This is a genomic window from Salmonella sp. SJTUF14076, assembly GCF_015534835.1.
GTDB classification, from domain to species: domain Bacteria; phylum Pseudomonadota; class Gammaproteobacteria; order Enterobacterales; family Enterobacteriaceae; genus Salmonella; species Salmonella enterica.
This window is the reverse complement of the sequence record NZ_CP064674.1, coordinates 2,238,535-2,264,055: the sequence shown is the minus strand read 5'-3', so window position 1 is coordinate 2,264,055 and position 25,521 is coordinate 2,238,535. Positions and strand designations below refer to the sequence as shown.

Here is a 25,521-nt window from a genome sequence, read left to right as displayed (position 1 = left end):
AAGTTTATTAACGGGCGGCACGGCTGTGCTGCCCCATTCCCTAACTCACCGCTCATCTCGTTATATAGCGTTCTGATATTTGTTATCACCTAACAATCTTTCATCCCTTTCCCGCATACGCCAGGATAATCCAGCATAAACGATCCGACGCCGAATCATTATCGATCGCCATTTCATCCTCGGGAAACCCTATGGAACAATGCCGAAAAGCGGGTAAAAGCCACTGGTATCATGAAACACAATCCACTATGTCGTCACAAACCCCGCTTTCGCTGATGCCGGAAGCCGCGTATGTTAACGATCGTTTTTTACTGGATTTAACGGTAGCAGAAACCGCGTTGACGCCTTTTGAGTCATGGTTAAAGCCCGCTCGCCAGTTGGCGGATGTCTTATTTCCCCGCACGGTTCTCAACGACCGACTTCATACGTTTAGCGCCTATGAACGTATGAGCACCGCGCTGACCGCCGCTCAGGTATTTGGAGTTCAGCGTTTGTGCCGCCATTATGCCGCGCGTCTGGCGCCGCTACCTGGCCCTGACGCCTCAAGAGAAAGCAATCAACGGCTGGCGCAAATTACGCAATACGCTCGTCAGCTTGCCGGCTCCCCCTCCGTTATCAATACGCGAGCCCGCGAACAGCTTGCAGAGGTGGGATTAACCGCCCGGGATACCGTACTCATCAATCAGATCATTGGGTTTATCGGTTTTCAGGCGCGGGTAGCGGCGATATTTCAGGCGTTTTGCCGTCTGCCCGTGCGCGAGCTGCCCGGCCAGGAGATGCAGCGCTTTGCCAGGGCCGCGCGGTTTCAAACCCCCCAGACGACATGGCGGCCCGCCGCCAGTCTGGTAGAATATTCTCCCGCCCATACCAAAGTTCGGCGGCAATATTCGTCTTCACAATGCCAAATAATGGCGCCGGTACTCATGCGCGATCCGTCTTCATTCGCGTTACTCGGACGCATACTGACCAGCACATTACACACTGCGTCGCCCCCTTCTTTACTTCCACTTATCACGCTCCTCACATCACGTATCAACGGCAGCGCCGCCTGCTTTAACGAACAGGCAACCCAACCTGGCGCGTGGCGCCGTGCTGTCATCACGTTACGCCAGGAAGACGACGACATCGCTCGTTGTGAACTTGAGCCCGCGCTGACACAGGCGATACAATGGCTCACCAGAGCGCCCGATCGCTTTAGCGCCGCGCATTTTTTCCCGCTACTCACCAGGGGAGTTTCATCGGAGCAGGCCATTAATATGTTAGGCTGGTGCGGCGTGTGCGGATGGTTAAATCGTTTAAAAATCGCGTTGGGCGAAACCTATTAACTCATCCATTACTGAAAGAGCGCTTGCTGCGCCAGGCAGAATCGCGTAAAACTGTCAGCCGCTCTTTTGGCTACGAAAATAGACGAATATGTTTCAGGACAACCCGCTGCTAGCGCAGCTTAAACAGCAACTGCATTCCCAGACGCCGCGCGCTGAAGGGGTCGTAAAAGCCACGGAAAAAGGCTTTGGCTTCCTTGAGGTTGACGCGCAAAAAAGCTACTTCATTCCTCCGCCGCAGATGAAAAAAGTGATGCATGGCGATCGTATCGTCGCGGTCATCCACACGGAAAAAGAACGGGAGTCTGCCGAGCCGGAAGAACTGATCGAACCATTCCTGACGCGTTTTGTGGGAAAAGTTCAGGGTAAAAATGACCGCCTGTCCATCGTGCCGGATCATCCGTTGCTGAAAGACGCGATTCCCTGCCGCGCCGCGCGCGGCGTTCAGCATGAGTTCAAAGAAGGTGACTGGGCGGTTGCCGAAATGCGCCGCCATCCGCTTAAAGGCGACCGTTCGTTTTACGCCGATTTAACGCAGTACATCACCTTTGCCGACGATCACTTTGTTCCCTGGTGGGTTACGCTTGCCCGCCACAACCTGGAAAAAGAAGCGCCGAACGGCGTAGCGACGGAGATGCTTGACGAAGGGCTGGAGCGTCAGGATCTGACCGCGCTGAATTTCGTCACTATCGATAGCGCCAGCACTGAAGATATGGATGACGCGCTATATGCTGAGGAATTAGCGGACGGCAGACTCCAGCTTACGGTGGCTATCGCCGATCCTACCGCCTGGATTGCCGAAGGCAGTAAGCTGGATAACGCCGCGAAAATTCGCGCCTTCACCAACTACCTGCCGGGCTTCAATATTCCTATGCTGCCACGTGAGCTGTCTGACGATCTGTGCTCACTGCGCGCCAACGAAGTGCGTCCGGCGCTCGCCTGTCGCATGATAATCGCCGCGGACGGCACCATTGACGATGATATCGCCTTTTTTGCGGCCACGATCGAATCGAAGGCCAAGCTGGCGTACGACAATGTCTCCGACTGGCTGGAAAATAACGGCACCTGGCAGCCGGATAACGAAGGCATTGCCCAGCAGATTCGTCTGTTGCACCGTATTTGTCTAAGCCGCAGTGAGTGGCGTCATCATCATGCGTTAGTTTTTAAAGACCGCCCGGATTACCGCTTTGTGCTTGGCGAAAAAGGCGAAGTACTGGATATTGTGGCGGAACCGCGCCGTATCGCTAACCGTATCGTAGAAGAGTCGATGATCGCCGCTAACCTTTGCGCCGCGCGCGTACTGCGCGATAAGCTCGGTTTCGGTATTTACAACGTACATACGGGCTTCGATCCCGCGAATGCCGACGCGCTGGCCGCGCTGCTGAAAACGCATGGTCTGCATGTCGATGCCGAAGAGGTGCTGACGCTGGAAGGCTTCTGTAAACTGCGTCGCGAACTGGATGCGCAGCCCTCCGGTTTCCTTGACAGCCGCATTCGTCGCTTCCAGTCTTTTGCGGAAATCAGCACCGAGCCGGGGCCGCATTTCGGTCTTGGTCTTGAGGCTTATGCCACCTGGACCTCTCCCATCCGTAAGTATGGCGATATGATTAACCATCGCCTGCTGAAAGCGGTCATCAAGGGGGAGGCTATTGCGCGTCCGCAGGAAGATATCACCCAGCAAATGGCGGAACGCCGTCGCCTGAACCGCATGGCGGAGCGCGATGTCGGCGACTGGTTATATGCACGCTTCCTTAACGATAAGGCGGGGACAAATACCCGTTTCGCGGCAGAAATTATTGACGTCAGCCGCGGTGGTATGCGTGTGCGACTGGTCGATAACGGCGCTATCGCCTTTATCCCTGCCCCGTTCCTGCACGCCGTTCGCGATGAACTGGTATGCAGCCAGGAAAACGGTACGGTACAGATTAAAGGTGAGACGGTTTATAAAGTGACGGATGTCATTGATGTCACTATTGCGGAAGTTCGCATGGAAACCCGCAGCATTATTGCCCGACCGGCAGCGTAACCACGCTTAGCTCGCTCAACGGCCTTTGCTGAGAAGGCAAAGGCCGTTTCTTTTCTTCTTCTCCCTTCCGTCATGCTCTAAGTTTAATCTTATTCAAGCGCCCCATTTCTTGTTATTTTTAGCTGGCGACTATGCTTTTTCCAGAATCTGGATTACATATGAATACATAGATAAAACAATACGTTCAGCCATAATTACCCTTATTTATAACATGGCTAACCTTTCTTTTCGGGCACCTGGCGCTTAAATGGGATGGTACGCATGATGAAACAGATTCAGGAACAAACGGCGCTAAATCCCCTTCACTCTCACTGGCGTCTGGCTGATGACCGCAACGTGCTGTATCTCTCCCCGACAGGTGAAACGGATGCAGAAAAAACGGTTGAGCTATCGCCGGAGCAAGCCGGGCGTATCCGGGAAATAACGGCGATTACGTCCAGTCTGCTGATAACGTTGTTGATAGAAAAACAGGTTACCGCTGTGCACCTGGTAGGCCGTAAGATTAATAACCGTGAATGGGCTGGCAGCCTGGCAACCTGGCCTGATACGCCTGCCGTCGCGCCAACGCAGGCGCAGGAACTCTCTTTTGCCGAGCAAATCGTATCAGAAGCCAACTCAGTCATTGCGATACTGGATAGTCGGGGAAAAATCTGTCGATTTAATCGGTTATGCGAAGAGTACACGGGCTTAAAAGAGCGAGATGTAATTGGTCAAAGCGTCTTTAAATTATTTATGAGTCGCCGGGAGGCGGTTGCCTCCCGGCACTACATTGAGAATTTTTTTCGCAATGGCAATGCCTATGAAATCGAACGCTGGATAAAGACTCGTAAAGGCCAACGCCTGTTCTTATTTCGTAATAAATTTGTCCATAACGGTAGCGGAAAAAACGAAATTTTCCTGATCTGCGCAGGCACGGATATCACCGAAGAAAGGCGGGCTCAGGAGCGTTTACGCATACTGGCGAATACAGACACCGTCACCGGCCTGCCCAATCGCAATGCTATTCATGAATTTATTAATCATGCTATTGCCTCGGCTGGCGAGTCGCAGGTGGGTATCGTTTATCTCGATCTGGATAACTTCAAGAAAATTAATGACGCCTATGGGCATATGTTTGGCGATCAGCTCTTACAGGCCGTTTCGCTGGCGCTGTTGAGTTGTCTGGAGGAAGATCAATTGCTGGCCAGACTGGGGGGAGATGAATTCATTGTCCTCGCTGCCCATACGTCTCAGGCCGCGCTGGAAGCAGTAGCCTCACGAATCCTTACCCGTCTGCGACAACCTTTTCGTATTGGACTCATTGAAGTTTACACGGGATGCGCCATTGGCATTTCGTTGGCCCCCCGGCACGGACAGGACAGCGAAAGTCTCATTCGCACTGCCGACACCGCAATGTATAACGCCAAAGAAGGCGGCCGCGGTCAGTTCTGCGTTTTTTCACCGGAAATGAATCAGCGCGTATTTGACTATCACTGGCTGGATACAAACCTGCGAAAAGCGCTGGAAAACGACCAGTTACTTATTCACTATCAGCCCAAAATTACCTGGCGCGGTGAAGTACGTAGCCTGGAAGCGCTGGTACGCTGGCAATCGCCGGAACGCGGATTAATTCCGCCGCTGGAGTTCATCTCATACGCCGAAGAGTCAGGACTCATCGTCCCGCTGGGCCGCTGGGTGATTCTGGATGTGGTTCGCCAGATTGCGAAATGGCGCGATAAGGGGATTAACTTGCGCGTAGCCGTTAACTTTTCGGCGCGACAACTGGCCGACCAGACGCTTTTTACTGCGCTTAAACAGGCTTTGTACGATCTGAATTTTGAGTATTGCCCGATCGATGTCGAGCTAACGGAAAGCTGCCTGATCGAAAACGACACGCTGGCGCTATCGGTTATCCAGCAATTTAGTCAGCTCGGCGCTCAGATTCATCTGGATGATTTTGGCACCGGGTATTCTTCGCTTTCTCAACTCGCCCGGTTCCCTATTGATGCCGTTAAACTGGATCAGGCTTTCGTCAGAGATATCCATAAGCAACCGCTGTCGCAATCTCTGGTTCGGGCTATTGTCGCGGTGGCTCAGGCGCTAAATTTACAAGTGATTGCCGAAGGCGTGGAAAATGCTAAAGAAGATGCCTTCCTGACAAAAAACGGCGTCAATGAACGACAGGGCTTTTTATTCGCCAAACCTATGCCCGCCGTTTCTTTTGAACGCTGGTACAAACGTTATCAGACGAAAAAAATGCGTTAATGGCGGCGATAATAGGGAGAACAGCCTGTGCAGACAGGCATAGCCCTATTTTTCCCTTCTCTTTTCAGATTAATTTCTGCATCATGAATTGAAACCTTTTCTGACATTAAGGATGACAAACATGTCTGATATCGAAGCACAACGAATTGCCGCACGCATTGATACCGTGCTGGATATCCTTGTTGCTGGCGATTACCACTCGGCCATCAATAACCTTGAAATATTGAGAGCAGAGCTGTTAGATCAGGTTAAAGACGGTATCTCGCCATCCCAGGCTCCCGGGTCGCCCTGGGAAATCTGATAGCGATTATTTGTCCGGGATGGCCGTTAGCCCTTCCCGGCTCTCTGACTGTCTGTTGACTCCTCTTAACGAATAAAATTAATACTATGAACTCCCGACAACAATCAATTTTGCAAATGGTGGTTGATAAAGGCCAGATGAGCGTTGCTGAACTGGCGAAAATTACCGGCGTATCTGAAGTCACGATTCGTCAGGATCTGAATACCCTGGAAAAGCAGAGCTATTTACGCCGTGCGCACGGTTTCGCCGTTTCGCTTGAGAGCGATGACGTAGAGACTCGCATGATGACGAACTACACGCTAAAACGCCGACTGGCGGAGTTCGCCGCCTCGCTGGTCAGTCCAGGGGAATCCGTTTTTATTGAAAATGGCAGCAGCAATGCGCTATTGGCCCGGACGCTGGCGGAACAAAAAGATGTCACGATCATCACCGTGAGCAGTTATATCGCGCACCTGCTCAAAGAGACCCCTTGCGAAGTCATTCTCCTCGGTGGAATCTATCAGAAAAAAAGTGAAAGCATGGTAGGGCCGTTGACGCGACAGTTTATCCATCAAGTGCATTTCAGCAAAGCATTTATCGGTATTGATGGCTGGCAGGCTGATACCGGCTTTACCGGACGCGATATGATGCGATCGGATGTGGTTAACGCTGTTCTGGAAAAAGGCTCAGAAGCGATTGTCCTCACCGACAGCTCCAAATTTGGCTGTGTGCATCCCTATCCCCTGGGCCCGCTCTCTCGCTTCCATCGTGTCATTACGGATTCCAAAATTTCCGCCAGCGATCAAATGCAGTTAGAACATGCGGGGCTGCTAGTCAATGTTATTGGCTCATCCGTTTAAAATATTTCCCGATGGTTTGCCCTATGGCAAATCATCCTCTCTCTAAGACTTTTCTGACATCCCAATTAAGACTATTTACCTGTTGTAACGAGCGTAACGTCGTAAAATTAATATTAGCGAAATAACAGGAAGTGACTATCACCTGCGTGATATACCCCTGCGCAATCAGGTTTTACGGAAAATCTCTTAACAGGTTTTATTTTAACTATAGTTATAGTGAGCTTAATTCCGTGAATCGTTAATTCAGGAGAGAGTATTATGTTTATGACGAGCAAAAAAATGGCCGCTGCTGTGCTGGCAATCACCGTAGCAATGTCTCTGAGCGCCTGCTCAAACTGGTCCAAGCGCGATCGCAACACGGCTATTGGCGCAGGTGCGGGGGCGTTAGGCGGCGCAGTGTTAACGGACGGCAGTACATTAGGCACCCTGGGCGGCGCGGCGGTCGGCGGCGTGATTGGTCACCAGGTCGGAAAATAATCCAGACGTTTAAATATTGAACGGCTCAAAATAATACGTTTATTCTTTTCAGGTCCGGATTACAAAAATAGACAAAGTTGACTTTTACGCCACGGTAATTTACAACCGTGGCGTTTTCATTAGCCGCCAGCTAATTTTACTTTCATTCCTTTAGCTTCCAGCAATGATTTTATCAAGTCGCGTTTATCACCCTGAATTTCAATAATCCCTTCTTTTACTGCCCCGCCACAGCCGCATTTTTTCTTCAGTTCAGCCGCCAGTTTGGTTAATTCCGCATCATTCATCTCGATACCGGTAATCAAACATACGCCTTTACCCTTACGGCCACTGGTTTGACGCTGAATGCGAACGATACCATCCCCTTTGGGACGAACCGGCGCCGTTTTAGGTTCTTCAATGCGCCCCGTCTGTGTTGAATAAACCAGACGACTATTGGAATCGCTCATTATGCCTCCCGTTTCAGTGACGCGTTAATATCCTTCAGCGTTTGCGCCGGATCTACCGATTGCGTAACCGGGCGGCCAATCACCATATAGTCGACGCCAGCGGATAATGCCTGTTCGGGCGTCATAATGCGTCGCTGGTCGCCTGCCTCGCTGCCTGCGGGCCGAATGCCCGGCGTCACCAGCTTAAATGCAGCGCCAAAGACCTGTTTAAATCTGACCGCTTCCTGAGCGGAACAGACCACGCCATCCAGCCCGCATTGCTGCGTCAGGCGCGCCAACCGCTCCGCATGTTCCGCCGGTGACAACGTCACGCCCAGATCGCGCAGATCGCTGGTTTCCATACTGGTCAACACGGTCACGGCAATGAGCAACGGCGCATCTTTACCGAATGGCGCCAGCGCGTCGCGCGCTGCGGCCATCATTCTCGCCCCGCCAGACGCATGAACGTTTACCATCCAGACGCCCAGGTCTGCCGCTGCGGCGACTGCCCGGGCCGTGGTGTTGGGAATATCATGAAATTTTAGATCAAGAAAGACATCAAACCCACGTTGCTGGAGATCCCGAACGAGCTGTGGACCAAACAGCGTGAACATCTCTTTGCCCACTTTTAAGCGACAATCGCGAGGATCGATTTTATCGACAAACGCCAGGGCTTTATCGCGTTCATGGTAATCCAACGCCACAACGACAGGCGATTCAGTAATAGCGCAGGAAGAAGATGAAGCAGTAAACGTCATGACCAGACCTTCTTGATGATGGGCACCGGAAGTGGCGCAAATTGGATAAACGGCGTGCATTCTACCTGCGGCGCAGGGAAATTAACAGGTTCGATTGACAACCTGATAAGCCCTGGTCGCCGATGCTAGCGTCGTTTCTTGTTTTATGTCATTAAGTATGTTGTAACTAAAGTGAAGCTTTTTTTATATACTACTGCCCATCAAGTCCGCGAATAGGTTTAATGGTCGACCATGCCCGGCAGGACGGACAGTGCCAGTACAAGGTATAGGCGGTAAAACCGCATTTCTGACAACGATACCGCGGTTTACTGCGCACCTGCTCGCCAACCATATCACGCAGTACCATCAGGCTTTCTTTCGCTCGCCCTTCTTCCGCCTCGTTGAGATGGTAATCCATCAGCTTATGGAACACCCGCATGGTAGGATGTCGCTGTAGCTGACGCGTGATATAGACTTGAGCTGCGTCACTACCTTCACGCGCTTCCAGAATATCGGCAAGCATTAACTCAGCGCCAGCACCGGTATTCTCCTCAACGGCGCGGCGTAAAAACTCCGCCCACTCGGCATTTTTACCGAGCTGTTGATAACAGGTTTGCAGCATCTCCAGCGTTTCGCTGACCAGCTCTTTATCCTGAACGATTACACGTTGCAGGCTTTCGACCGCTTTGGCGTAATCCCCTCTCGCCATATAAACGCGCCCCATCATGATAGACACCCGGGCGCTATTTTTATCTGCGGCGGCACCTTTTTTCAGCAACGCCATCGCGCGATCCATGTCGTCGTTGCCCATCTGCTGTAACGCTAACTCACAGTAAAAATGGGCGATTTCGATACGTTGTTTATCTTTGCCCAGTTTCACCAGCCGTTCTGCTACTTCGATCGCCTTTTGCCAGTCGCTGGTTAGCTGATAGATTTGCAAGAGCTGCTGTAACGCGCCTACGCGAAATTCCGTTTCGTCGGTAAGTTGGTTAAACATATCTTCCGCGCGGTCATATAAACCGGCGGCCATATAGTCGCGCCCCAGTTGCTGAACAGCCAGTAAACGCTGTTCATAGGTCAATGAAGCGCTTTCCATGAGCGTTTGATGAATACGAATGGCGCGATCGACTTCGCCGCGAGAGCGAAACAAATTACCGAGAGTGAGATGAGCCTCAACGGTGCCGGTATCCTCTTTAAGCATATCAAGGAACAGATCCACCGCTTTATCTTGTTGGTTACTCAGCAGGAAGTTAACCCCTGCGACATAATCGCGCGACAGGCGGTTAGCTTCATCCTGTTTTGTTTGTTGCGCACTTCTGCGACCCATATACCACCCATAGGCAGCGGCTACAGGCAACAGCAGAAATAACAACTCCAACATAAATGATTATTCCTTTACAACCGACGAATCGGCAGTGACCGCAACGTCGGTTGCTGGCGAGAGCTTGTTTTCCAGTCGTTTAATTTTACGTTCAGCGCGGGCAAGGGAAACGCGGACCCGCAGCCAGAACAGGCCGCAAATCAGCCAGCCAATCGCAAAACCGACGGCGAACAGCACAGCAAGCAACGTGGAGATACGATACTCCCCTTGCGCCAGCAGGTAGTTAAACGTCACCTGTTGATCATTCTGCGCGCCCAGCGTCACCGAAATAACAAAAATCGCCAATACCAGTAAGAAAATGAGTAAATATTTCACATTACTTCCCGTTATGTGGTTTGCGCGAATAAATCGTGTCCAACTTACCGCATCCAGCCTTCTAAATTACCATTTTCCCGCCTCGCGCGAAATGGAAATGCGCCCGCCATCAGATGATTTAAGGGCAATAGTCAGAAAATCAACCGTTGTCAGCTTTCCTGCTCGCGTTCAGCAATTTCTTGCGCTTCTTCACGAGGCGGCATAAGCGGCCCGCAAATTCGCTGCGCCAGCCAGGTCGCCAGGGTAACTAATAGCCAGGAGATGAGCGTGGCGACCACTAAATCTCGCGGCCAGTGCATTCCCAGAAGCAAACGGCTGCCCATTACGCCGGTCGCCCAGACTAACAAAAACGCGATGGTGAAAGTCCGTCTGCGCGGCCATAACAGACCCACGGCCAAAAGCGCCCAGCTCGCTGCAAACATGGTGTGTCCGGAGGGAAACGCAAAGCCCGTCTCTTTTTGCCAGTGCTGACGCAGGAAAACGGGGATGTTCTGTTGCCCGGCCAACTGCTCTTTCACTAAATGTCCGCGTTCTGTACGCTTTAAAGTGTAGAACTCATCGACGGGAATATGGTGCGTTTTTTCAAGCCAGACCACAAATGGCCGCGGCTCCTGTACGCGCTCCTTTACCCATGACTTCACGCCCTGCCCGACGATAATCGCCCCACCGAGAATCGCAAACAGCATAATGGCGGCGCGCAGGCGAAATCGCAGGCACCATAAGAACCATCCACAAAGAATCACATGCGTGATAATGCCCCAGGGTTTGGTCACGGTTTCCGTTATCCAGAATAGCGTTTTTAGCCACCAGACCTGATGTCCTGGCTGCCACTGCCAGCCTGATACCCATACGGCAAGCGGCATGATAAGCAACAGGGCGGCTCCTGCCGCGGTGCGCTTCGCAATTGAAAGCATGGATGCTCCTTTTATAAGTAAGTATCACAATCATAACTGAAAATTCTCGCCGGACTGGAAAATTGACAAATTTGTGCCATTCCTGAGCAATTACGTGGTAGTGATTAGGTGATGACCGCCGCCTTATGGCAAAATAGCGGGATACAATCCAACAGGCGACGACACCGCAGGCGTCAGCATAATCTGGAGAAATACATGCAGCTTAAACGTGTGGCAGAAGCCAAACTGCCAACCCCATTGGGTGACTTTCTGATGGTGGGATTTGAAGAACTGGCAACCGGACACGACCATGCCGCGCTGGTTTTTGGCGATATTTCAGGTAAAACGCCGGTCTTGGCTCGCGTTCATTCCGAATGTCTTACCGGGGACGCGCTTTTTAGTCTGCGCTGTGATTGTGGTTTTCAACTGGAAGCCGCGCTGACGCATATTGCGGAAGAAGGACGCGGTATTCTGATTTACCACCGTCAGGAAGGCCGCAATATCGGCCTGCTTAATAAAATTCGCGCTTATGCGTTACAGGATCAAGGCTATGACACGGTGGAGGCCAATCATCAACTCGGCTTTGCCGCCGATGAGCGTGATTTCACCCTGTGCGCGGATATGTTCAAATTACTCGGCGTGGATGAAGTTCGCCTGCTGACCAATAATCCGAAGAAAGTCGAAATACTGACCGAGGCGGGAATTAATATCGTGGAACGCGTTCCGCTCATTGTGGGTCGTAATCCAAATAATGAGCATTATCTCGATACTAAAGCGGCCAAAATGGGCCACCTGCTAAGCAAGTAAGCCACCGGTATTAAAGCGCGGGCCTGCCTGTTTACGGCAGGCCCGATAAACGGCTTTAGTTCAGCATATTTCTAATGACATAGTGCAATATGCCGTCATTCTGGTAGTAAGTCAGCTCGGTGGCGGTATCAATGCGACAGCGACAAGGCACCGTTTCTTTGCTACCGTCCGATCTCGTTAACGTCACCGGAATGGTCGCGCCAGGGCGCAGGTTTTGCAGATCCGCGACATCAATCACCTCTTCCCCGGTCAGTCCCAGCGTTTTACGCGTTACGCCCTGTGGAAACTCCAGCGGCAGGATCCCCATCCCAATCAGGTTTGAGCGGTGGATACGTTCGAACGACTCGGCGATCACCACGCGAATACCTAACAGCCGCGGACCTTTTGCCGCCCAGTCACGGCTCGATCCCGACCCATACTCTTTCCCGGCAATTACCGCCAGCGGCGTTTTTTCCTGCTGGTAGAGCATCGCAGCATCATAAATCGACATCGCTTCCGTTCCAGGCAAATGCCGCGTCATCCCTCCTTCGACGCCGGGCAGCATTTCGTTGCGAATACGAATATTGGCGAACGTACCGCGCATCATCACTTCATGGTTGCCGCGCCGTGATCCATAGGAGTTAAAATCCTTCCGCTCAACGCCGTGGTTTTGCAGATAGCGTCCGGCGGGACTGTCCGGCTTGATACTGCCGGCCGGGGAAATATGGTCGGTCGTCACCGAATCGCCCAGCATCGCCAGGATACGCGCGCCGTGGATATCTTTGACGGGTGCAGGCTGGGCCTGCATTTCATCAAAGAAAGGCGACAGGCGGATATAGGTTGAATCCGACTGCCAGCCGTAGGTATCGGACGATTCAACCTGAATCGATTTCCATTCTTCCGTGCCCTCAAACACTTCCGCATACTCTTTACGGAACATATCCGATGATACCAGTTCAACGGCGCGGGCAATTTCCTGCGCCGAAGGCCAGATATCCTTCAGGTATACCGGATCGCCTTTACGATCGTACCCCAGCGGGTCTGTCGCGAGGTTAATATTCATGTTTCCGGCCAGCGCATACGCGACCACCAGCGGCGGCGACGCCAGCCAGTTCGTTTTCACCAGCGGATGGATACGCCCTTCAAAATTTCGGTTACCGGAAAGCACGGCCCCTACCGTCAGATCGCCTTTTTTAATCGCGGTCTCAATAGGCTCCGGCAACGGACCGGAGTTCCCGATACAGGTCGTACAGCCATAGCCGACCAGGTTAAAACCGAGCTCATCCAGATAAGGCGTAAGTTTGGCCTGCGCCAGATAGTCAGATACCACTTTTGACCCCGGCGCCAGAGAAGCCTTGACCCACGGTTGACGCTTCAACCCCAGCGTTACTGCTTTTTTCGCCAGTAATCCCGCCGCCATCAGCACGCTGGGATTCGAGGTATTCGTGCAGGAGGTGATGGCGGCAATGACGACAGCGCCATCCGGAAGCTGATATGGCTGTCCGTTCATCGTATAGTCAACCGGCTGGCGATCTCTTTGCGCGGTATTCAGCTCCAGCTCGGCGCTGGCGGCAAAGGCTTTCGGCACATCGCCTAACGCCACGCGATCCTGCGGGCGTTTCGGCCCGGCCAGGCTGGCCTCGACATCGCCCATATCCAGTTCCAGCGTACTGGTAAATACCGGTTCGTCACCGGGATTACGCCACATTCCCTGCGCCTTCGCATAGGTTTCAACCAGCTCGACCAGATCGTCGCTACGTCCGCTTAATCGCATATATTCCAGAGTGATGGCGTCAATGGGGAAGAAACCACAGGTGGCGCCATATTCCGGCGACATATTAGCAATAGTCGCGCGATCCGCCAACGGCAGCGAATCCAGACCGTCACCATAAAATTCAACAAATTTACCCACGACGCCATGCTTACGCAGCATTTGCGTGACGGTGAGCACCAGGTCAGTGGCGGTGATCCCCTCCCGAAGCTTACCGGTTAACTTAAAGCCGACGACATCCGGGATAAGCATCGACACGGGCTGACCAAGCATCGCCGCTTCCGCTTCAATACCACCCACGCCCCACCCCAATACGCCCAGACCATTAATCATGGTCGTATGGGAGTCAGTCCCCACCAGCGAGTCCGGGTAAGCAATCCACTCCCCGTCCTGTAATTCGCTCCAGACGGCTTTACCCAAGTATTCCAGGTTAACCTGATGGCAAATGCCGGTTCCGGGCGGCACCACGCTGAAACGGCTGAATGCCTGCTTTCCCCATTTCAGGAACATATAACGCTCATGGTTACGTTCCATTTCCAGCCGCACGTTTTCTTCAAACGCATCGTCATCGCCGAAATGATCGACCGTCACAGAATGGTCAATAACCAGATCAACCGGCGATAACGGGTTCACTTTCGTCGTATCGCCGCCGAGGCGTTTAACGGCTTCACGCATCGCCGCCAGGTCGACAACGGCAGGCACACCGGTAAAGTCCTGCATCAGGACACGGGCGGGCCGCCAGGCAATTTCACGATCGGCATGGGCATTTTTAAGCCAACCGGCCAGCGCCTGAATATCTTCATCAGTCACAGATTCGCCGTCCTGCCAGCGCAACAGGTTTTCCAGTAACACTTTAAGTGATTTGGGCAAACGGGCGATATCGCCCAGGGATTTGGCAGCCAGCGGCAGACTGTAGTAATGATACGTTTTATCTTTGGCCTGCAATGTATCCTTACTGGCTTCTCGTAGGGTTGACGACATAGCTCCTCCTTAAATGACAGGGTTGCGTTACCCTGATTCTCCACAGGGTTGTATTAAAGATAACACAAACAAAATGTAACGTTTTGATAACAACCCAAATTGCTAAAAGAGGAGAAACCTAACAGGCGAGGAGCGAAGATGAAAAAGCCCGATAAATAACGCATTATCGGGCTTTGACGAGATTAGACGGCAATCCAGATTAACTCGGCCCAGAACAGTAGCGATAATATAAACGCGCCAGTCCATGACCAATACTTTATATTTGACGTTAACATAGGCGACACCAACTGTGTTTAATCAATACTGAGAGGCGCTCAGCACACGGTTGCTGCGGTGTAATAAGACAGCGTTAATAAAACAATAACGCCAATAAAAAGACGGATATTATTTTTGTGAGACCTCATCAGCAAAAGCATCAATAAATGCCCGCTGCTGCGGTGTGAGCGTCCAGTGCTGCGGAACAGACCGGAAAACGGTCGTATCCGGGGTGTTATCATCGTCACAAGATTGAATCGGGGGCGCGACCACGCGCTCGCATTCCGACGTAATGCTCACTTAGCCCCACCAATGCCAGATAACAAGCGCTACCACTACCCAGAACAACGCAGAACCCACAAAAACCGCCAGCCATGCTTTACGTTTGAGCTCAGGGTCGCGGCGCGGTTCCTGGTTTTCAGAAGGCATTACTAACCTCATGCTATCGGTATCACTTATCATTTCAGCACCAAACAATCGGTACAATTAATCATCAGATGAGACAAATCCTAAATAAACTTTAGTCAAAAATCCAGTCAATTTACGAATCGTTGCCAGTGAATAAATCAATCTTTTGACTCAAGATAACTATTTGGAAAAAGAAACTGGCGGGACGGGTAATTCAACACTATTTTGCTGATCATTACCCGTAATACTTCGAGGGATATTGCAAAAGGCGGCTTTGTCTGCCATGCCACTACGGCGCAAACCGACGGTGATATTACTTTTCAGGCAGCTTTATATCCTGAAACATCGCTTCAATTTCTTCATTAGAACGCAACGCCACCGCCGTATCCACCACATCACGCGTCAGATGTGGCGCAAAACGCTGGATAAAATCATACATATAGCTGCGTAAAAAAGTACTACGGCGAAAACCAATTTTTGTGGTGCTGTGGCTAAAAATATCGTGCGCGTCAATCCGCACTAAATCAGGATCGGCAAGCGGATCGACCGCCATGCTGGCAATGACGCCAACGCCCAGCCCCAACCTGACATACGTTTTAATCACATCCGCATCGGTTGCAGTAAAGACGATCCGCGGCGTTAACCCTGCGCGATTAAAAGCGGTATCCAGTTCGGAACGGCCGGTAAAGCCGAAGGTATACGTCACCAGCGGATACTGCGCCAGCGCTTCAATCGTTATGGAAGACATTGCCGCCAATGGATGATCCGGCGTCACCACTATCGAACGGTTCCAGTGATAGCATGGCAACATCACCAGATCGTCATATAAATGCAGCGCTTCCGTGGCAATCGCGAAATCGGCGTTCCCTTTCGATACCGCTTCCGCAATCTGCGTTGGCGATCCCTGGTGCATATGCAGCGAAACGCGCGGGTAACGCTCGATGAAGCCTTTAATCACGCCTGGTAATGCGTAACGCGCCTGAGTATGGGTAGTGGCAATATAGAGCGAGCCTTTATCCGGCCAGGTGTGCTCGCCGGCGACCGACTTAATGGCATCGACTTTGGAAAGCACCTCACGCGCAATACGAATAATCTCCTGACCTGCGGGCGTCACCTGAGTCAGATGCTTACCGCTGCGGGCGAAAATCTGGATGCCAAGCTCATCTTCCAGCATCCGAACCTGCTTGCTGATCCCCGGCTGGGAAGTATACAACCCCTCAGCGGTAGAGGAGACGTTAAGGTTATGATTAACCACTTCAACAATGTAACGAAGCTGCTGCAATTTCATAATACATCATCCAGATTAGCGCCATCAGGCCATCGTTTATCTGCAGACTTAATCGGGCTGCTAATACGATTTAATAATAAAAAAGGTGTTAACTATAACCACTATATCATTTATATCTGAACTGTATAGCCAGCGCGATAAAATAATAAGACCGCTCTACCCAAAATAATTCGAGTTGCTTAAAGGCGACAAGGGAGTGAGTTCCCAGGAGCATAGCTAACGATGTGACAGGGGTGAGCGACAAATATGCCGGGAGCAGATTTGCGTGCGACGGCCCGTCAGGGCGAGGCCCATGGATGGGCCGAGTAATCCGTAGCCAACACATCAGCCACTTGAAGTATGAAGGGGATATAAAAAAGGGCCGCTTACGCGGCCCGCTTGACTATAGTGACGACAGGCAGGGGTTATTTCTTGCCTTCAACCCACTTGCCGTCGACGAAGAACGCTGACCATCCCGTCGCCTTCCCGTCTTTTTCCGCCGCAACGTACTGCTGTTTTGTTTTGCGGCTAAAGCGAACAACGGTTTTATTGCCTTCTGGATCCTGCTGCGGCGCATCCGCCAGATAACGCAGTTTTTCCGGCAGGCGATCGCGGAACCGGTAAAGCTCCTCGACTAATGGCGCGCGCGTTTCACGTGATTTCGGGAACGTATTGGCCGCCAGGAATATCCCTGCGGCGCCATCGCGCAGCACAAAGTACGCGTCCGATTTTTCACACGGCAGTTCCGGTAATGGAACAGGATCTTCCTTCGGCGGCGCAACTTCGCCGTTACGCAAGATCTTACGGGTATTTTTACATTCGTCGTTAGTACAGGCCATGTACTTACCAAAACGCCCCATTTTAAGGTGCATTTCGGAACCACATTTCTCACACTCAACGATCGGGCCGTCATACCCTTTGATGCGGAACTCGCCTTCTTCAATCTCGTAGCCGTCACAGGTCGGGTTATTACCACACACATGCAATTTACGCTTCGGATCGATCAGATAGCTGTCCATCGCCGTACCGCACTTCTGACAGCGACGCTTGGCGCGCAGGGCGTTGGTTTCGGCGTCGTCGCCTTCCAGCACGTTCAGAACTTCATTTTCCGGCACCAGGTTAATGGTCGTTTTACAACGCTCTTTCGGCGAAAGCGCATAACCTGAACAACCAAGGAAAACGCCCGTACTGGCAGTACGAATTCCCATTTTACGGCCACAGGTTGGACAGTCGATGCTGGTCAGCACCATCTGGTTAGGACGCATCCCCCCTTCTTCCGGATCTTTCTCGGCTTTATCGAGCTGCTGAGTAAAATCGCTGAAGAAGTTATCCAGTACCGCTTTCCACTCGGCCTGGTGATTTGCAACCTGATCCAGACTATCTTCCATCTGCGCGGTAAAATCGTAGTTCATCAATTCGCGGAAGTTTTCTTCCAGCCGATCGGTGACGATTTCACCCATTTTTTCCGCATAGAAACGACGGTTTTCAACGCGAACATAGCCGCGATCCTGAATGGTCGAGATAATCGACGCATAGGTAGACGGACGACCAATACCGCGCTTCTCAAGCTCTTTAACCAGAGAAGCCTCGCTAAAACGGGCTGGCGGTTTAGTAAAGTGCTGAGCAGGCGTCAATTCAAGTAGCGTCAGCGCATCGCCCTTATTCACGGCAGGCAATGTGCGATCTTCATCGCCTTTACGCAGCGCCGGCATCACTTTTGTCCAGCCGTCAAAACGCAAAATACGCCCACGCGCTTTCAGACGGAATTCGCCTGCGCCAACGGTAAGCGTAGTGGAGTCATATTGTGCTGGCGTCATCTGACAGGCGACAAACTGACGCCAAATTAGCTGATACAACTTCTGCGCGTCAGCCTCCATGTCTTTCAGCGACTCCGCCATGACAGCAACGTCGGAAGGACGGATCGCTTCGTGCGCTTCCTGAGAGTTTTCTTTGCTGGCGTACTGGTTCGGGTTATCCGGCAGGTATTTCTTGCCGAAATTATCGCCAATATAACCACGCACCATGTTGACCGCATCCTGACTCAGGTTGGTGGAGTCTGTACGCATATAGGTGATGTAGCCCGCCTCATACAGACGCTGCGCCATCATCATGGTTTTCTTCACGCCAAAGCCCAGCCGGGTGCTGGCCGCCTGTTGTAGCGTGGAGGTGATAAACGGCGCGCCAGGTTTGCTGCTGGTCGGTTTGTCTTCACGCTCCAGTACGCTATAGCGCGCTTTTTCCAGCAAGCTGACGGCGGCAAGCGTCTGCTCGCGATTTACCGGCCGGAATGGCTTGTCGTTCTGATGCGTGACCTGTAGCGGTAGCGCCTCGCCAGACGGCGTCGTCGTATTAGCGTCAATTTCCCAGAACTCTTCCGGAACAAACGCTTTAATCTCGCGCTCGCGTTCAACGACCAGACGGACCGCGACAGACTGAACGCGACCTGCCGACAAACCACGGGCGATCTTTTTCCACAGCAGCGGCGAGACCATATAGCCTACCACGCGATCCATAAAGCGGCGCGCTTGCTGGGCGTTGACCCTGTTAATGTTCAGCTCGCCCGGCTGTTCAAACGCCTGGCGAATGGCATTTTTGGTTATTTCGTTAAAGACTACGCGACTGTAGCGCGCGTCATCGCCGCCGATCACTTCCCGCAGGTGCCATGCAATGGCTTCCCCTTCGCGGTCAAGGTCGGTTGCGAGATAGATGTGGTCGGCTTTTTCCGCCAACTGTTTCAGTTCAGAGACGACCTTCTCTTTACCGGGCAGCACTTCATAGTGCGCATCCCAGTTGTGCCACGGGTCAACCCCCATACGGTTGACGAGAGCGCCACGTTCATCCTTTTTGGGCTTTTTAGCCGTTTTGGTGGAGGTAGAGTCGGCGCTCTTTTTAGCTGCTGAGCCACTGGTCGGCAAATCACGGATATGACCCACGCTGGATTTCACCACGTAGTCATTACCCAGATACTTGTTGATCGTTTTGGCTTTTGCCGGGGACTCAACGATGACAAGAGCTTTACCCATATTCACCTTTACCTAAGTTGATTCTTCCAGGAATGCGTCGCACGTTGATTCACCTTCCACTGGCGACGAGACAACGATATATGGTCTCTGCGTCTGCGGATATCAACCCCTTGTACTGGCTTTGTGTACGAAATGTAACCCTCAGGTGACTGAGTTAACAGGCTTTTTTGCACACACGCGCTATAGCACGACGGAATTTTGGTCGAATGTCAAGCAATTCTGTTGCCAGATTGACGAAAGCGTCACACTGTACCTGATAAAATTCGATACGCAACTTTATTAGCATGCAAAAACAAATCTTGCCAGTGAACGCAACATGACAAATCCATCAATTTCCTGTGAGAATATTTGCCCATCAGAAGTGCTCAGCGTAGACTAATCTCCTTGTTTAAGGAGTAAAAAATGCATAAAGAGACGCAACCTATCGATCGCGAAACACTGTTGCTTGAAGCCAACAAAATTATTCGGGAACATGAAGACACGATGGCAGGTATTGTCGCCACCGGCGTAACGCAGAGAAATGGCGTGCTGGTTTTCAGCGGCGATTACTTTTTAGACGAGCAAGGGTTACCGACCCCTAAAAGCACCGCGGTGTTTAACATGTTTAAACACCTGGCGCATGTGCTGTCTGAGAAGTATCACCTGGTGGATTAATCCATGCCGGATGGCGCTGAATGCCATCCGGCAATAGCGGTTTACATCAACGGCTTTTGTCCACGCTGCCACCAGCGCAGCAGCAGCCGATCCGCGCTTTCCGCCGCGCTGCCGGTAACACGATCGATCAGTTTTTTACGCTGCATATAGCGTACATTCAGCACCTCACGCCCTTCCATCAGGCCGAGGATAACCTCATCGCTGGTGTTAATCTCATCAACCAGCCCCTTCTCCAGCGCCTGCTGACCGTACCAGTGCTCGCCCGTGGCGACCTGTTCAATGTCCAGAGCCGGGCGCATCCGCTGCACAAACTCTTTGAACAGATGGTGCGTTTCGTTGAGATCTTCACGAAACTTCTGCCGCCCTTCTTCCGTATTCTCGCCTAACAAGGTCAGGGTACGTTTGTACTGCCCTGCGGTATGCAGTTCAATATCAATGTCTTTACTTTTGAGAAAGCGGTTAAAGTTCGGAATTTGCGCGACAACACCAATTGACCCCACAATAGCGAACGGCGCCGCGATAATTTTTTCCGCCACGCAGGCCATCATGTAGCCTCCGCTTGCCGCGACTTTATCCACCGTCACGGTCAGCGGAATATTTTTATCGCGCAGGCGCTGCAATTGCGATGCCGCCAGGCCATAGCCGTGCACAACGCCACCGGGGCTTTCCAGACGCACAACCGCCCGATCGCCGGGTTTCGCCACTGCCAGCACCGCCGTGACCTCTTCGCGTAACGCATTAACTTCGTGAGCGTCCATACTGCCTTTGAAATCTATCACCCATACGCGCGGTTTGTCCGATGTCGCAATGTCCCCCAGCTTCGCTTTTGCTTTGGCGGCTTTCGCCTCCTGCTTATGCTTTTTTTTCTGCGCTTTATGCCACAGTTTTTGCTGATGGCCATCCATCAACGCCGCAGCAAGGTCATCCTTCATCTCCTGATACTGCTCGCTCAAATTGGTCACGCGCAGCTCGCCGCGCTGACGTTTGCGTTGCGTAGCATTCACGATCAGCAGCACAATGACGGCAATGGCCACCACAACGGTGACGATTTTTGCCAAAAATAAGCCATATTCAGACAACAATTCCACGACTCCCACCTTGATTAAATAACGCGACTTGCGCTCAGTGTACAACAGGCATCGAAGTCAGTCTCTCTTCATCCGTATGCCTGTTGAGGAAGAAAAAGTATGACAAGACGTTCATTTTACGGCGTTATCGCCCCTGTCTGATTGAAAAAAAAGGCGCTTTCAGGCATAAACCCGAAAAGTTAACGCGAAGATAAGACAACCTGGCAGGACGGTGCACCACACCGTTGAGGAGTAGCCATGCATTACCAACCGAAACAAGATCTATTGCAAAACCGCATTATTCTGGTCACTGGCGCCAGCGATGGCATTGGGCGGGAAGCCGCGCTCACGTATGCGCGTTACGGCGCAACGGTGATTCTGCTGGGACGTAACGAAGAGAAACTGCGTCGGGTCGCGCAGCACATTGCTGACGAGCAACATGTTCAACCACAGTGGTTTACGCTCGATCTGCTGACCTGCACCGCTGAAGAGTGCCGGCAAATGGCCGACCGCATCGCCGCGCACTATCCCCGCCTGGATGGCGTCCTGCACAATGCCGGGTTACTGGGGGAAATCGGTCCAATGAGCGAACAAGATCCGCAGATCTGGCAGGATGTCATGCAGGTAAACGTTAATGCCACCTTTATGCTCACCCAGGCGCTGTTACCGTTATTGCTGAAGTCCGATGCTGGCTCGCTGGTCTTTACGTCATCAAGCGTTGGCCGTCAGGGACGCGCCAACTGGGGCGCCTATGCCACCTCGAAGTTTGCTACTGAAGGAATGATGCAGGTGCTGGCGGACGAATACCAGAACCGTTCTCTGCGTGTTAACTGCATTAACCCGGGCGGCACGCGCACCAGTATGCGCGCCAGCGCCTTTCCGACGGAAGATCCACAGAAATTAAAAACGCCTGCCGATATTATGCCGCTTTACCTGTGGCTTATGGGCGACGACAGTCGCCGTAAAACCGGTATGACCTTTGACGCCCAACCGGGCCGTAAACCAGGAATCGCCCAATGAGTGATGAACGTTATCAGCAGCGCCAGCAGAAGGTAAAAGATCGGGTTGACGCCCGTGTCGCCCAGGCACAGGAAGAGCGCGGTATTATTATCGTGTTTACTGGCAATGGTAAGGGCAAAACCACGGCGGCTTTCGGGACTGCCGCCCGCGCCGTAGGACACGGTAAAAACGTAGGCGTGGTGCAATTTATTAAGGGCACCTGGCCCAACGGCGAGCGTAATCTGCTGGAACCGCATGGCGTCGAATTTCAGGTGATGGCAACGGGATTTACCTGGGAGACGCAAAATCGCGAGGCAGACACCGCAGCATGTATGGCCGTTTGGCAGCATGGGAAACGGATGCTGGCCGATCCGCTGCTTGATATGGTGGTCCTGGATGAGCTGACCTATATGGTGGCGTATGACTATTTGCCGCTGGAAGAGGTCATAAGCGCGCTAAACGCGCGCCCTGGTCACCAGACGGTGATTATTACAGGTCGCGGCTGTCACCGGGATATTCTTGATCTTGCGGATACCGTCAGCGAACTGCGTCCGGTTAAACATGCTTTCGACGCGGGCGTAAAAGCCCAGATGGGAATTGATTATTAACCGTAGGCCGGATTAAGGCGTTTGCGCCGCCATCCGGCACAAACCCTCTTGTCTGATGATTCTCGGCCTATAGACCGTGGTAGAGATTACCCGTTGTTATTACGCCCACCGGAGCGGCGTCCGCCAGCTATCTGGCTGTGGCGTTTTACCGCCCGACGGATCTGGTTCGCTTTCATACGACGACGGTCTTTTTCGACGGCAACCTTCGACGAGGTTTCCGGCGGGAGCTCTACCAGACCACGCAGATAGTTCGTTTGCGCGAGGTCGAGCTCAGTCCAGCCGCCGCGCGGCAGGCCTTTCGGCAGCGGGATATCGCCGTAACGAACGCGGATCAGACGGCTGACCTGAACGCCTACCGCTTCCCACAGTCGGCGAACTTCGCGGTTCCGCCCTTCCGTCAGCGTCACGTTATACCACTGGTTAATGCCTTCGCCGCCGCTGAATTTAATGGTCTTAAATGCCGCCGGACCATCTTCCAACTGTACGCCACGGCTTAAATCACGCAGTTTCGATTCATCCACCTGACCGAACACGCGCACGGCATATTCACGTTCAACTTCACGACTAGGATGCATCAGGCGGTTCGCCAGTTCACCGTCGGTGGTAAACAACAATAGCCCGCAGGTGTTGACATCCAGACGTCCTACCGCAATCCACCGCGCGCCGCGCAGTTTCGGTAAGCGATCAAAAACGGTTGGCCGCCCTTCAGGGTCATTGCGGGTACACAGTTCACCTTCTGGTTTGTAATAGGCCAGAACGCGGCAAATTTGTTCCGCCGACTCTTTCACTGAAATCAGGTGACCGTCGATACGGATTTTCAAACCGGGAGTGACTTCAACACGATCGCCAAGCGTGGCGATTTTACCGTCAACGCTGACACGTCCCGCTTCAATAATGGATTCGATTTCACGGCGAGAGCCGTGGCCAGCGCGCGCCAGCACTTTTTGTAACTTTTCGCTCATAGAGCTTCCTTCAGGTGTCGCCTTCACAGGCGTCGAACAGGAGAATGAACGGCGCGTTGCCGCGCCATTTTAAGGCCGCGTAGTATACAGGCTTACGCCCTTATAAGAAAGGTGTAACGTCGCCGACGCCTTCGCGCAGCACCACCGGGGAGTCATTGGTCAAATCGATTACCGTGGTAGGCTGTTGACCGAGGTAACCACCGTGGATGATCAGATCCACCTGCTTCTCCAGCCGATCTTTAATCTCCTCCGGGTCCGACTCGGTAAAATCGCTGCCAAGCAGCATCAACGACGTCGAGAGCATCGGTTCGCCCAGCGTATCCAACAACGCCAGCGCAATCGGGTTTGACGGTACGCGCAGGCCGATAGTTTTACGCTTTTCCTGCAACAGACGGCGCGGCACCTCTTTTGTCCCCTTCAGGATAAAGGTGTAGTTACCCGGCGTATTGTTTTTCATCAGACGAAACGCCACGTTGTCGACGTAGGAGTAGGTCGACAACTCGGACAAATCGCGGCACATCAGCGTGAAGTTGTGACCGTCCGGCAGATGACGGATGCGGCAAATGCGCTCCATTGCGCCTTTGTCTTCAATTTTACAACCAAGGGCATAGCCGGAATCGGTTGGATAAACAATAACACCGCCTTTACGCACAATGTCGACGGCCTGATTAATCAGCCGTTGCTGTGGGTTATCCGGATGGATATAAAAAAACTGGCTCATACTTCCCTCACTGTGATATTTGCGGCTGTTCCCATGTCTGCCATACGCCTTCAACGCCAGCGGGCAGCCAGAGTTTACGCCCCAATTCAATCCACGGGCAGGGCTGATGGAAATCAGATCCAAGCGATGCCCATAAATGATGCTGACGCGCAAGCGTCGCCAGTTGGGTGCGTTCATTGGGCGATTGTTGGCACTGCGCCACTTCCATCGCGTCGCCGTGATGGTCGGCAAAATATGCCACTAATCTTTTCAGCCACTTAGCGCTAAGGTCGTAGCGTCCCGGATGGGCCAACACCGCCTTACCGCCAGAATGATGAATGACATCAATAGCTTGTTCTATTGTACACCACTGCGGCGGAACGTAACCGGTTTTCCCACGCGCGAGATATTTTTTAAAAACATCCGCCATGGTTGCGGCTTTGCCGCACTCCACCAGAAAGCGGGCGAAGTGGCCGCGCGTCACCGCGCCGCCATTGGCCAGTCTCAATGCCCCTTCCCACGCGCCGGGAATATGGGCTTTTTCCAGACGCTCCGCAATGAGCCGACCACGCGCCTGACGCCGCTGTGTCTGCTGCGCCAGAAAATCGCGCATTGCCGGGTGCGCAATATCAATATTCAGACCCACAATGTGAATCTCATGATTCTCCCAGACCGTTGAAATCTCCACGCCGGGAATAAGATTCAGGGCCAGCCCGGAACGTGAAATTTCTTCTCTTGCCGCAGGAATCGCGGCTGTGGTGTCATGATCGGTAATCGCCAGCGTGCCGACTCGCATCTCTACCGCACGGTGTACTAATGTTTCTGGCGTCAACAGTCCATCGGACGCCGTGGTATGACTGTGCAGATCGTAAATCACTGCGTAATTCGTGTCGCTCAAGGCGGCTCCCATAGAGATAAAGGTATGTCATGTACATCATAACGGTTCCGGCAAATATACTGAAATAGGTGTTGACATTATTCCATCGAACTAGTTAACTAGTACGAAAGTTCACATGAAGAGGGTATCTAAAATGGCAGCGACATTTGCATTACACGGTTGGTGGCGCACTTCCTGATAGC

At 52.4% G+C, this 25,521-nt stretch carries 25 protein-coding genes, 1 pseudogene and 1 other annotated feature (1 of these 27 only partly in view); of the genes and pseudogenes, 11 read left to right on the top strand and 15 right to left on the bottom strand.

Annotated features, from left to right (window positions below):
* Positions 1 to 191 precede the first annotated feature (191 nt).
* From HU143_RS11015 to osmB, 6 genes and pseudogenes are all read left to right on the top strand, one after another.
* Positions 192 to 1,169: pseudogene (locus HU143_RS11015) on the top strand (CMD domain-containing protein); the annotation flags it as partial.
* A 244-nt stretch (positions 1,170 to 1,413) separates the two neighbouring features.
* Positions 1,414 to 3,348, top strand: a complete 1,935-nt coding sequence (locus tag HU143_RS11010; protein ID WP_000485041.1) for an exoribonuclease II — start codon at positions 1,414 to 1,416, stop codon at positions 3,346 to 3,348.
* A 261-nt stretch (positions 3,349 to 3,609) separates the two neighbouring features.
* The gene (gene pdeR / locus HU143_RS11005; protein ID WP_023193234.1) at positions 3,610 to 5,592 is read left to right on the top strand and encodes a cyclic di-GMP phosphodiesterase; all 1,983 of its coding nucleotides are present in this window, start codon (positions 3,610 to 3,612) and stop codon (positions 5,590 to 5,592) included.
* Positions 5,593 to 5,713: 121 nt separating this feature from the next.
* Positions 5,714 to 5,893: a hypothetical protein gene (locus tag HU143_RS11000; protein ID WP_001279854.1), complete on the top strand. Its 180-nt coding sequence runs from the start codon at positions 5,714 to 5,716 to the stop codon at positions 5,891 to 5,893.
* An 86-nt stretch (positions 5,894 to 5,979) separates the two neighbouring features.
* Positions 5,980 to 6,732, top strand: a complete 753-nt coding sequence (locus HU143_RS10995; RefSeq protein WP_001088593.1) for a DNA-binding transcriptional regulator YciT — start codon at positions 5,980 to 5,982, stop codon at positions 6,730 to 6,732.
* Between the two features lie 258 nt (positions 6,733 to 6,990).
* Entirely contained in the window at positions 6,991 to 7,209 is a 219-nt protein-coding gene (osmB, locus tag HU143_RS10990; RefSeq protein WP_000481166.1) for an osmotically-inducible lipoprotein OsmB, read from the top strand.
* A 119-nt stretch (positions 7,210 to 7,328) separates the two neighbouring features.
* Here the strand turns inward: osmB and yciH are convergent, their stop codons facing one another.
* The 5 genes from yciH to pgpB all read right to left on the bottom strand — a co-directional run bounded on the left by yciH (position 7,329) and on the right by pgpB (position 10,981).
* On the bottom strand, positions 7,329 to 7,655 hold the full coding sequence (gene yciH / locus HU143_RS10985; protein WP_001285199.1) for a stress response translation initiation inhibitor YciH: 327 nt from the start codon (positions 7,653 to 7,655) through the stop codon (positions 7,329 to 7,331).
* On the bottom strand, positions 7,655 to 8,392 hold the full coding sequence (gene pyrF / locus HU143_RS10980; protein ID WP_001529407.1) for an orotidine-5'-phosphate decarboxylase: 738 nt from the start codon (positions 8,390 to 8,392) through the stop codon (positions 7,655 to 7,657). The genes yciH and pyrF overlap by 1 nt, the downstream gene beginning before the upstream one ends.
* Before the next feature lie 190 nt (positions 8,393 to 8,582).
* Positions 8,583 to 9,752 (bottom strand): lipopolysaccharide assembly protein LapB, encoded by a 1,170-nt coding sequence (gene lapB / locus HU143_RS10975; protein ID WP_000891378.1) that lies wholly within the window; start codon positions 9,750 to 9,752, stop codon positions 8,583 to 8,585.
* A 6-nt stretch (positions 9,753 to 9,758) separates the two neighbouring features.
* A complete protein-coding gene (locus HU143_RS10970) occupies positions 9,759 to 10,067 on the bottom strand; it encodes a LapA family protein (protein WP_023227065.1) in 309 nt (102 codons plus the stop codon).
* A 149-nt stretch (positions 10,068 to 10,216) separates the two neighbouring features.
* Positions 10,217 to 10,981, bottom strand: coding sequence for a phosphatidylglycerophosphatase B (gene pgpB, locus HU143_RS10965; protein WP_023227064.1), 765 nt, complete (start codon positions 10,979 to 10,981; stop codon positions 10,217 to 10,219).
* Between the two features lie 195 nt (positions 10,982 to 11,176).
* On the opposite strand from pgpB, the gene ribA reads away from it, so the two are divergent.
* Complete coding sequence (gene ribA, locus HU143_RS10960; protein ID WP_001176284.1) at positions 11,177 to 11,767, top strand: GTP cyclohydrolase II; 591 nt, start codon at positions 11,177 to 11,179, stop codon at positions 11,765 to 11,767.
* A gap of 55 nt (positions 11,768 to 11,822) precedes the next feature.
* Here the strand turns inward: ribA and acnA are convergent, their stop codons facing one another.
* The 6 genes from acnA to topA form a co-directional block, all read right to left on the bottom strand.
* The gene (gene acnA / locus HU143_RS10955) at positions 11,823 to 14,498 is read right to left on the bottom strand and encodes an aconitate hydratase AcnA (RefSeq protein ID WP_023227063.1); all 2,676 of its coding nucleotides are present in this window, start codon (positions 14,496 to 14,498) and stop codon (positions 11,823 to 11,825) included.
* 182 nt (positions 14,499 to 14,680) lie between these two features.
* Complete coding sequence (gene ymiC, locus HU143_RS24540) at positions 14,681 to 14,773, bottom strand: small membrane protein YmiC (RefSeq protein ID WP_223148964.1); 93 nt, start codon at positions 14,771 to 14,773, stop codon at positions 14,681 to 14,683.
* Between the two features lie 109 nt (positions 14,774 to 14,882).
* Positions 14,883 to 15,053: a hypothetical protein gene (locus tag HU143_RS10950; protein ID WP_072162125.1), complete on the bottom strand. Its 171-nt coding sequence runs from the start codon at positions 15,051 to 15,053 to the stop codon at positions 14,883 to 14,885.
* A complete protein-coding gene (locus HU143_RS10945) occupies positions 15,054 to 15,194 on the bottom strand; it encodes a YmiA family putative membrane protein (RefSeq protein WP_213083417.1) in 141 nt (46 codons plus the stop codon).
* Between the two features lie 280 nt (positions 15,195 to 15,474).
* Positions 15,475 to 16,449 carry an HTH-type transcriptional regulator CysB gene (cysB, locus tag HU143_RS10940; RefSeq protein WP_023227062.1) on the bottom strand — a complete coding sequence of 325 codons (975 nt, stop codon included), beginning with the start codon at positions 16,447 to 16,449 and terminating at the stop codon, positions 15,475 to 15,477.
* 404 nt (positions 16,450 to 16,853) lie between these two features.
* Entirely contained in the window at positions 16,854 to 19,451 is a 2,598-nt protein-coding gene (topA, locus tag HU143_RS10935) for a type I DNA topoisomerase (RefSeq protein WP_000513593.1), read from the bottom strand.
* Between the two features lie 402 nt (positions 19,452 to 19,853).
* Between topA and HU143_RS10930 the strand changes: the two genes are divergently transcribed.
* Entirely contained in the window at positions 19,854 to 20,105 is a 252-nt protein-coding gene (locus HU143_RS10930) for a YciN family protein (protein WP_000548616.1), read from the top strand.
* Between the two features lie 41 nt (positions 20,106 to 20,146).
* Here the strand turns inward: HU143_RS10930 and sohB are convergent, their stop codons facing one another.
* On the bottom strand, positions 20,147 to 21,193 hold the full coding sequence (gene sohB / locus HU143_RS10925; RefSeq protein ID WP_000422082.1) for a protease SohB: 1,047 nt from the start codon (positions 21,191 to 21,193) through the stop codon (positions 20,147 to 20,149).
* 237 nt (positions 21,194 to 21,430) lie between these two features.
* On the opposite strand from sohB, the gene HU143_RS10920 reads away from it, so the two are divergent.
* Positions 21,431 to 22,192, top strand: coding sequence for a YciK family oxidoreductase (locus tag HU143_RS10920; RefSeq protein ID WP_023227061.1), 762 nt, complete (start codon positions 21,431 to 21,433; stop codon positions 22,190 to 22,192).
* Complete coding sequence (gene cobO, locus HU143_RS10915) at positions 22,189 to 22,779, top strand: cob(I)yrinic acid a,c-diamide adenosyltransferase (RefSeq protein WP_001278856.1); 591 nt, start codon at positions 22,189 to 22,191, stop codon at positions 22,777 to 22,779. Before HU143_RS10920 ends, cobO begins: the two co-directional genes overlap by 4 nt.
* A gap of 86 nt (positions 22,780 to 22,865) precedes the next feature.
* On the opposite strand, the gene rluB is transcribed toward cobO, so the two are convergent.
* The 3 genes from rluB to rnm all read right to left on the bottom strand — a co-directional run bounded on the left by rluB (position 22,866) and on the right by rnm (position 25,351).
* Positions 22,866 to 23,741 (bottom strand): 23S rRNA pseudouridine(2605) synthase RluB, encoded by an 876-nt coding sequence (gene rluB, locus HU143_RS10910; RefSeq protein ID WP_001291233.1) that lies wholly within the window; start codon positions 23,739 to 23,741, stop codon positions 22,866 to 22,868.
* A gap of 100 nt (positions 23,742 to 23,841) precedes the next feature.
* Positions 23,842 to 24,462 carry an L-threonylcarbamoyladenylate synthase gene (locus tag HU143_RS10905; RefSeq protein ID WP_000077249.1) on the bottom strand — a complete coding sequence of 207 codons (621 nt, stop codon included), beginning with the start codon at positions 24,460 to 24,462 and terminating at the stop codon, positions 23,842 to 23,844.
* A gap of 7 nt (positions 24,463 to 24,469) precedes the next feature.
* Positions 24,470 to 25,351, bottom strand: coding sequence for an RNase RNM (gene rnm, locus HU143_RS10900; protein WP_000500450.1), 882 nt, complete (start codon positions 25,349 to 25,351; stop codon positions 24,470 to 24,472).
* A gap of 121 nt (positions 25,352 to 25,472) precedes the next feature.
* Between rnm and trpL the strand changes: the two genes are divergently transcribed.
* The gene (gene trpL, locus HU143_RS10895; RefSeq protein WP_010989026.1) at positions 25,473 to 25,517 is read left to right on the top strand and encodes a trp operon leader peptide; all 45 of its coding nucleotides are present in this window, start codon (positions 25,473 to 25,475) and stop codon (positions 25,515 to 25,517) included.
* Positions 25,494 to 25,521 (top strand) — a sequence feature (Trp leader region); it runs 68 nt beyond the window's last position. Its footprint overlaps the gene before it by 24 nt.

Bases quoted from the DNA above. Each gene is read 5' to 3' on its own strand.
- HU143_RS11010 (WP_000485041.1), top strand. From the start codon at position 1,414: ATGTTTCAGGACAACCCGCTGCTAGCGCAGCTTAAACAGCAACTGCAT.
- HU143_RS10930 (WP_000548616.1), top strand. From the start codon at position 19,854: ATGCATAAAGAGACGCAACCTATCGATCGCGAAACACTGTTGCTTGAA.
- ymiC (WP_223148964.1), bottom strand. From the start codon at position 14,773: ATGTTAACGTCAAATATAAAGTATTGGTCATGGACTGGCGCGTTTATA.
- pgpB (WP_023227064.1), bottom strand. From the start codon at position 10,981: ATGCTTTCAATTGCGAAGCGCACCGCGGCAGGAGCCGCCCTGTTGCTT.
- HU143_RS10920 (WP_023227061.1), top strand. From the start codon at position 21,431: ATGCATTACCAACCGAAACAAGATCTATTGCAAAACCGCATTATTCTG.
- pdeR (WP_023193234.1), top strand. From the start codon at position 3,610: ATGATGAAACAGATTCAGGAACAAACGGCGCTAAATCCCCTTCACTCT.
- cysB (WP_023227062.1), bottom strand. From the start codon at position 16,449: ATGAAATTGCAGCAGCTTCGTTACATTGTTGAAGTGGTTAATCATAAC.
- rluB (WP_001291233.1), bottom strand. From the start codon at position 23,741: ATGAGCGAAAAGTTACAAAAAGTGCTGGCGCGCGCTGGCCACGGCTCT.
- acnA (WP_023227063.1), bottom strand. From the start codon at position 14,498: ATGTCGTCAACCCTACGAGAAGCCAGTAAGGATACATTGCAGGCCAAA.
- osmB (WP_000481166.1), top strand. From the start codon at position 6,991: ATGTTTATGACGAGCAAAAAAATGGCCGCTGCTGTGCTGGCAATCACC.
- yciH (WP_001285199.1), bottom strand. From the start codon at position 7,655: ATGAGCGATTCCAATAGTCGTCTGGTTTATTCAACACAGACGGGGCGC.
- rnm (WP_000500450.1), bottom strand. From the start codon at position 25,351: ATGGGAGCCGCCTTGAGCGACACGAATTACGCAGTGATTTACGATCTG.
- ribA (WP_001176284.1), top strand. From the start codon at position 11,177: ATGCAGCTTAAACGTGTGGCAGAAGCCAAACTGCCAACCCCATTGGGT.
- cobO (WP_001278856.1), top strand. From the start codon at position 22,189: ATGAGTGATGAACGTTATCAGCAGCGCCAGCAGAAGGTAAAAGATCGG.
- HU143_RS10905 (WP_000077249.1), bottom strand. From the start codon at position 24,462: ATGAGCCAGTTTTTTTATATCCATCCGGATAACCCACAGCAACGGCTG.
- lapB (WP_000891378.1), bottom strand. From the start codon at position 9,752: ATGTTGGAGTTGTTATTTCTGCTGTTGCCTGTAGCCGCTGCCTATGGG.
- topA (WP_000513593.1), bottom strand. From the start codon at position 19,451: ATGGGTAAAGCTCTTGTCATCGTTGAGTCCCCGGCAAAAGCCAAAACG.
- HU143_RS10945 (WP_213083417.1), bottom strand. From the start codon at position 15,194: ATGAGGTTAGTAATGCCTTCTGAAAACCAGGAACCGCGCCGCGACCCT.
- HU143_RS11000 (WP_001279854.1), top strand. From the start codon at position 5,714: ATGTCTGATATCGAAGCACAACGAATTGCCGCACGCATTGATACCGTG.
- pyrF (WP_001529407.1), bottom strand. From the start codon at position 8,392: ATGACGTTTACTGCTTCATCTTCTTCCTGCGCTATTACTGAATCGCCT.
- HU143_RS10995 (WP_001088593.1), top strand. From the start codon at position 5,980: ATGAACTCCCGACAACAATCAATTTTGCAAATGGTGGTTGATAAAGGC.